The sequence below is a fragment of the Marinimicrobium sp. UBA4509 genome, from assembly GCF_002388575.1.
GTDB lineage: Bacteria > Pseudomonadota > Gammaproteobacteria > Pseudomonadales > Cellvibrionaceae > Marinimicrobium > Marinimicrobium koreense.
The window spans coordinates 154,283-161,384 of record NZ_DGMV01000047.1; the positions used below are offsets into that span (position 1 = coordinate 154,283).

At 59.2% G+C, this 7,102-nt stretch carries 4 protein-coding genes; all 4 read right to left on the reverse strand.

Going from position 1 to position 7,102, the window contains the following annotated elements; translation table 11 throughout:
- Positions 1 to 3,033 (reverse strand): FimV/HubP family polar landmark protein (locus B3520_RS07480; RefSeq protein WP_286875783.1); only part of this gene is annotated, 3,033 nt, incomplete at its 3' end.
- Positions 3,034 to 3,393: 360 nt separating this feature from the next.
- Positions 3,394 to 4,503 (reverse strand): aspartate-semialdehyde dehydrogenase, encoded by a 1,110-nt coding sequence (gene asd / locus B3520_RS07485; RefSeq protein WP_123637536.1) that lies wholly within the window; start codon positions 4,501 to 4,503, stop codon positions 3,394 to 3,396.
- Positions 4,504 to 4,592: 89 nt separating this feature from the next.
- A complete protein-coding gene (gene leuB / locus B3520_RS07490) occupies positions 4,593 to 5,672 on the reverse strand; it encodes a 3-isopropylmalate dehydrogenase (RefSeq protein ID WP_286806935.1) in 1,080 nt (359 codons plus the stop codon).
- A 243-nt stretch (positions 5,673 to 5,915) separates the two neighbouring features.
- Complete coding sequence (locus B3520_RS07495; protein WP_286806934.1) at positions 5,916 to 6,902, reverse strand: IS110 family transposase; 987 nt, start codon at positions 6,900 to 6,902, stop codon at positions 5,916 to 5,918.
- Between the last annotated feature and the right edge of the window lie 200 nt (positions 6,903 to 7,102).

The window sequence follows — 7,102 nt, forward strand, 5'->3', positions numbered from 1 at the left end:
CGCCTCATCGGTATCGGCGAGGAAATCCAGCTCCGCATCCATATCGTCATCGGACTCCTGAGAATCCGACTCCGTGGCCGCTGAATCATCGGAGGCCAGCCCAGACAACGCCTCTTCAAACACCTGATCTTCATCGACATCGGTCGACGCCGGCTCTGGCGTCTGAGCGGCGGTGTCCGCCTGGGGAGTATTTTCAGGCTCTGAATCGGACGCACCTTCGAGGTCGGCATCCAGATCGCTCATTTCTTCATCCAGTGAGGACAGATCCAGATCACCGGTTTCCAGGGCATCCAGGTCAAAATCGTCACTGTCATCCGCTGCGGGCTTCGCCTCAACTCCGGGCTCCTGGTCACGCTGAGCATCAGACCAGTCTTCGGCCAATGCATCGTCCAGGTCCGCAAACGCATCCTGACCCGCCTCCTGTTCATCCTCAGAGGTCGCGTCCCGATCCAGGCCGGATTCGTGTACGGTCAACTCGTCATCCGCGTCATCCTGGAAATCCAGTGACAGGTCGTCGTCTTCAGCGACCGATTCAGAACCCTTGTCTGAATCCGCGCCATCCATCGGCTCCAGCGTCAGGGAAGAGGTCTCCGCAGGCTCCTCGTCCAGATCGGAAAGCGCATCGTCCAGAGCTTCGATACCACCTTCGGAGGAGGTCTCATCCAGCTCAAAATTCCAGTCATCATCGGTGCTGACGCTGTCGGTGACGGGCGCATCGCTTTCGCCCACTTCATCGTCCAGCTTGAGATCCAGCTCGGGGAAATCATCCTGATCGCCATCCCCCGCTTCAGCGGTTTTTTCCGACTGCAGGGTGACCTGATCATCCTCATCGTCCAGATCAAAGTCCAGAGAGAACTCCTCGTCAGCTGCCGCTGGTTCGGACTCGTCAAAGGACAGGTCATAGCGGTTCGATGAGGCATCCAGATCCGACTCGGTGGTGACCGGCTCGACGGTTTCCTCCTCCAGGTCCAGATCATCGTCCAGGTCGAAGTTGAAGTCATCGTCCAGGCTCAACTCATTGTCATCCGCCGCCTTCTGGTCACTCTGCGACGCCTTGGGCTCTTCGTCCAGATCGAGATTGAAGTCGAAATCATCGCTGTCGCTCTGTTCGAGCGAGCTGAAATCGTCTTGCTCATCAACAGGCGCAGTGGCGCCGGTATCCAGTGCGTTGACATCAAATTCTCCGGCACCGGGAATCGTGTCCCGCAGTTCACCGGCACGCTGAATGGCCGACCGATCATCGGTACCCAGCAGGGTGGAATAGTGGCGATCAAACGCCTCTACGTCGCGATTTTCGGCATAGACTTCCAGCAGCTTGGACAGGATGGCCGGAGAAGCGGGCTCTTTTTCCAGCCCCTTGAGTAGCAGCTCTTCCGCCTGATCCAGTTTGCCGTAGGCGATGTAAATATCCGCCTCGCCAACCACATCACCGGTTTCGGCTTCAACGGAATCATCGGTCTGCTCATCCCAGGCGTCCGGCTCCTCCGGTTCGGCATCTTCCTGCGCCAGATCGATACCGTCGTGGTCACTGCCCGATTCATCGGACTCAAACTCTTCCGCGAATCCCTCTTCGTCAAACGCCGGCTCAAAATCGTCATCACTGTCTCGTTCAACCGGGGTTTCACCACTCTGGCGTCGACGCAGCAGCGCCAACACACCCAGCAGGATGACCAGGACACCGGCACCGATCCACAGGAGGTTGTCCATCACGTGATCCATCAGGGTTTTTTCCTGAGGAATGGAGCGCACGACCCGCTTGCTGCGGTCCACCGGCTCTTCCTGTGCGGGCGCGGCGGCCTCAGAGGTGTCCGCCGCGGCGGCGGGAGTCTCAGCCTCTGCCTCGGCTTCCGGAGAAGGCTCAGCCGCAGCCACGTCAGAGGCTTCTTCCTGCGCCTGCTCCGCTTCGCGGTTTTGTTGGGCGCTGGTCTGAAGGGCCCGCAACTGCTCGTTGCTGGCCTCAATCAGGCTTTCCATGGTATCGATCTGCGCTTCCAGCTCTTCCACGCGAGAAGACAGCTCCCGGTTCTCACGGCGGCTCTTTTCAAGTTCTTCCTGGGCGGCTGACAGCTCAGCCTGCAGCTCGGAGCCGGAATCCGTGCTGGCACCTCCGCCCTGCCCGGCCTCACCGGAGTTACCCTGGCTCGGCGCCGCCAGGCGCACCTGACCGCTGACATCGCTGGGACCGCTGCGCTGGCTGGCGCCGCGCTGACCGGCATCCAATTGGGCTCCCAGGGCGCCACCCGACCACTCACGATTGTGCTCGGCCACTTCGCGTACCGCATTCTGCGGGTTCAGGTTGCGAATTTCGTCGCGGTTGGGCAGGCGCAGAACCTGACCCTCGCGGAGAAGATTGATGTTGCCATTGATGAAGGCTTCGGGATTTTTACGCTGAATCGCCAGCATGGTCTGCTGAACTGACAGGTCGCGACCCGGACGAACCCGCAGAGCAATCTCCCACAGGGTGTCATTGGACGTGACCGAATAGGTATCGCCGTCGTAGCCCGCCTGGGGACGGGTTTCAGATTCAGCACGCTGACGCGGCTGCGGACGTGCTTCGGGTTGGCGTTCGGCGGCCGACCGGGTAACGCCCGACGTGGCGGATTGCACCGGCTGGGCCTGACGCTCGTCATCGAAGGTGGGCAGATCCAGCAGGAAGGTGTATTCGCGCAGCAGACGGCCACTGGCCCAACGCGCCTCCACCAGGAAGTTCATGTAGGGCTCCCGCACCGGCTGTTGCGTGGTCACCCGCACAATTGGGCCTTCGGGATGGTCCAGCAACAATTCGAACTCAAGCTGACCGTAGAACGCCATGCGCTCAAGGCCGGCACGCTCAAAATCTTCCTGGGAAGCCAGCCGGACGATAATCTCGTTGCGACTCAACCCTCTCAGGTTGGTCAACTGGATGTCCGCCTGGAAGGGCTGATTGAGCGCCGACTTCAACTCGGACTCCCCAAGCCCCAGGGCAAATCCCGGTTGAGCAACCAGCAAGGCGGCCAATCCGATTACAAAACTCAGCTTACGAAGCAGATGCATAGGACGATCCTTTATTATCTCCCTGGCCCCATGTGCCCGACTGAAGTCATCGACTCTCCCGTCGATTTTGACGGCACGGTGAACCTGTTTTGGCTTAGCAGGAGTTATAAAACCTAGAATAATTCTTCACTAATGGCTGTAAGTATTCATTATAAGTAGCTTTTTATCAACACTTAAGCCCGTCAACTGGGGGGCTTTATGGCATGTTTTTATACATTATTTGCACCGCCGCACAAAAAATAACGATTTTGACGCCGGAGGCGGGGAACTTTTCTGAGATCCAGATCGACCGCCCCACCCTTTCATAAAAAAAAGCCCCGCGCGGTCAGACCGGGCGGGGCTCGTCTTACCCGAGGACAATCAGGCCTCTTTGAGAATGCGCAATACGCGACGCAGCGGCTCGGCAGCACCCCAGAGAAGCTGGTCGCCCACCGTGAAGGCGGACAGGTACTGGGAACCCATATTCATCTTGCGCAAGCGACCCACCGGCACCGTGAGGGTACCTGTCACCGCGGTCGGTGTCAGGTCACGCAGGGTGGCTTCACGCTCGTTCGGCACCACTTTGGCCCACTGGTTGGCCTCGGCCAGCATGGACTCGATTTCATCCAGCGGCACATCTTTGTTCAGTTTGATGGTCAGTGCCTGACTGTGGCAGCGCATGGAGCCGATGCGCACACAGAGCCCATCGATGGGCACCGGGTTGTCGCTGCGACCGAGAATCTTGTTGGTCTCTACATGCCCTTTCCACTCTTCCTTGCTCTGGCGGTTGTCCAGCTGCTTATCGATAAACGGCAGCAGGCTCCCCGCCAGGGGCGCTCCGAACTGGTCGGTCGGGAAGTCGTCGCTGCGCATGGCGGCGGCCACTTTGCGGTCGATATCCAGGATCGCCGAGGCGGGATCTTCCAGCTCACTGGCGACCGAGTCGCGCAGGCCACCCATCTGGTTGAGCAGTTCGCGCATGTTCTGGGCGCCGGCACCACTGGCGGCCTGGTAGGTCATGGAGGTGGCCCATTCGACCAGGTTGTTCTGGAACAGGCCACCGAGGCCCATCAGCATGAGGCTGACGGTACAGTTGCCACCGACGTAGTTTTTCACGCCTTTGGCGATGCTGTCTTTGATGACGTCCAGGTTGACCGGGTCCAGCACCAGAGCGGCGTCGTCGGCCATACGCAGGGTGGAGGCGGCGTCGATCCAGTAGCCTTTCCAGCCGCTGTCGCGCAGTTTTCCGAACACTTCAGTGGTGTAGTCGCCGCCCTGACAGGTGACAATGGCGTCGAGGGCCTTGAGGGCGTCCAGGTCAAAGGCATCTTTCAGGGGCGGAACGCCGTCCACCACCGCGGGGGCTTTACCACCGGCGTTGGAGGTGGAGAAGAACACCGGCTCGATGTCCGCAAAGTCGTTCTCTGCCTGCATGCGCTCCATCAATACGGAGCCGACCATGCCGCGCCATCCGATAAAACCTACTTTCATAATAGTTCTCTCTTTCTCAGTGAGTGAATTCTGTTGTTGCCTTGAATGTTTGTGGTCTTATGGTAGTCCGGTCTGAGGTGGAGGATACCCTACGAATTAAGCGCCGCAACCACCGCATCGCCCATTTCCGCCGTGGACACCTTGCGACTGCCCTCGGTAACGATATCCGCGGTGCGCAACCCCTGGTCCAGCACTTTGCCCACGGCCGCCTCAATGGCGTCAGCAGCATCGGTCATAGACAGAGAATAGCGCAACATCATCGCGGCGGACAGTATGGTCGCCAGCGGGTTGGCGATGCCCTGGCCGGCAATATCCGGGGCCGAGCCGTGGCAGGGCTCGTACATGCCGCAGCCATTTTTATCCAGGGACGCGGAGGGCAGCATGCCGATGGAGCCGGTGAGCATGGCGGCGGCGTCGGAGAGGATGTCGCCGAACATGTTGCCGGTGACGATCACGTCAAATTGCTTGGGTGCGCGCACCAGTTGCATGGCGGCGTTGTCCACGTACATATGAGACAGTTCCACGTCCGGGTACTCCGGCGCCAGGCGGTCCATGACTTCGCGCCAGAGCATGGTGGCTTCCAACACATTGGCTTTGTCTACCGAGCAGACTTTCTTGTTCCGCTTGCGCGCCATTTCGAACGCGGTACGACCAATGCGCTCGATTTCGCTTTCGCTGTATTTGTAGGTATTGAACCCTTCCCGTTCGCCATTCTCCAGGGTGCGGATGCCTCGGGGCTCCCCAAAGTAGATGCCACCGGTGAGCTCGCGGACGATCAGGATATCCAGCCCGGACACCACTTCCGGCTTGAGGCTGGAGGCTTCCACCAGTTGCGGGTAGAGCATGGCCGGGCGCAGGTTGGCGTATAGCTCCAGGGAAGAGCGGATTTTCAACAGGCCTTTTTCCGGCCGGATGGCCCGATCCAGCTTGTCCCATTTCGGGCCACCCACAGCGCCGAGCAGAATCGCATCGGACTGGCGGGCTTTTTCCAGGGCTTCGTCGGCCAGAGGTACACCGTGTTTGTCGATGGAGCAACCGCCCATCAGGTCTTCTTCAAAGCTCAGGCCGAGCTGGAACTGGTCGTTGACCACATCCAGTACTTTTTTGGCTTCGGCCACGATTTCCGGGCCAATGCCGTCGCCCGGGAGTAGTAGAATCTGTTTTCCCACTGGGGGTCTCCTGTTTAATTCCTGGTAGATATTTGTAATCTTCGGTCTACGGTAAATTCGGATATTGTGTGAACGGCGGATGCGGGCTTCGCCCTCCGAGGCGTCGGACCGATCCGCCCTACGTGCACCTCGGCAGTTGGCCTTGGGTGACGGCGGATGCGCGCTTCGCGCTTATCCGCCCTACGCGAACTGCCTTGCTATTCGTAGATACCATCTGTCCCCACGTACCTCAATGGGTTGTAGTTAACCAGCCCATTGAGGATCGTAGCCTTGCTGGTGCTTAAGCACGCCATAAGCCATCTGAACCAGTTTTCTCATGGCCGCGCCCAGAGCACTCATTTTTGCTTTGCCTCGGGACACCAGGCGCTCATAGTGCGCCTTGATCAGAGCATTATGCTGAATAGCGACCACCGCTCCCAGGTATAACTTTGCCCGCAGTCGCCCCGATCCCGCCTTGCTCATTACCGGGCGCTTGCGCACAGACGAGCCTGAGATGGCCATGACCGGCACCAACCCGATGAAGGCCGCCGGTTCGCTGGCGTGGCCGAACTCTCGGCTGCGCAGAGTGGCCGTCAGCTCTGATGAGAGCACTTTGCCGATCCCCGGAATGGTCTGCAGCAGCTCACGGTCTTTCTTGAGCCCCGGATGATCATCAAAGTGGTCATCCACTTGCTGCTGCAAGCGTCGCCGCTCGGTCTCCAATGCCTCTGTGACGGTGCGAATCGACTCCTTCACCGTGTTCGAAGCATTCTGGATCTCGGCCTTCTCCTGGCGGTTCCGTTCCCGCTGTATGTCGGTGTCGAGCGCTTGTAGTCGGGCCAACAACGCTCTGAGCTGGCGAACCTCCTCCGGCTCAGGTTGCCACCGCTGGTGCGCACGGGTGCCCAGAAAACGGGCTAACACGATGCTGTCGCGTTTATCCGTTTTGGAGCGGGTTCCCAGGCTCTTACCAAACTCATGGACCCTGTGAGGGTTGGCTACGTAGACCTGTACGCCAGCGTTGTACAACGCGTAGGCCAGCGCTTCGTGATAAACCCCGGTCGCTTCCATCATGACCTCAATGGACTCTGGCGACTGCCCGGTCTGCTTTTGCAGCCACTGGAGCAGCTCCTTGAACGCGGGTCTGTCGTTCTTGAATACCCGGGTCTTCACCTTCAGTGCCTGCGGATCACGTAACCAGCAGACATCGAGCTTATGCTTACTGACATCAATGCCAATCTGTACCGTCATATCGTCATCTCGCCTTGTACATACAGCCTCACTGGCCTTCTACCAGGGGCTCGGATACCATTCAGAGTGTCGATAGTGAGGGAGCCGGGTGACATCTACGAATCAGGGTCACAGCCCTCAGGGTGGATACTATTTACCGCGGCTCCCGGTGGACCCTGGTAGCTAGCCAGAGTCCGTGGACAGATACAAGGGTGGATAAG